1 protein-coding gene is annotated in these 407 nt (G+C 69.5%); it reads left to right on the forward strand.

Going from position 1 to position 407, the window contains the following annotated elements:
- On the forward strand, positions 1–407 hold a 407-nt coding region (locus L6762_RS11900; RefSeq protein ID WP_237187498.1), incomplete at both ends, for a tetratricopeptide repeat protein.

Raw genomic sequence — 407 nt, forward strand, 5'->3', positions numbered from 1 at the left:
TCAACAGTTGCAGCGCGATCGGGGCGCCAGCCAGTTGCTCGCCGGGTTGAGGGAGGAGATCGATGCCGCGCCGCAGCAGCAGGAGCTGCCGGTGCCGGCTGCGGAGTTGCTCGACTGGCTGGCTGCTCAGGGCAGCGAAGACGCGCCGCGCAACCCGGAGAAAGAAGTGCAGTGGCTGCTCCAGGCGCTGGCCGAGCGGCCCGACGACACCGCCTTGCGCGAAGTGGCCGCCTCGGCGCTACAGGCCTGCTCCGCCGACGACGAGGCCATCGACCTGCTCTGGGAGTACGTCGAGCGCCACACCGACGAGGAGCAGCAACTGGCCTACTACCTGCTCAATGCCTTGCTGGCCCGCGGCGAGTACGACCAGGTCAAGCGCCTCGGCCGGCTCTACGCCGACAGCGTGC

The sequence above is a fragment of the Rothia nasimurium genome (genome assembly GCF_928381705.1).
Classification (GTDB): Bacteria; Actinomycetota; Actinomycetes; order Actinomycetales; family Micrococcaceae; genus Rothia; species Rothia nasimurium_G.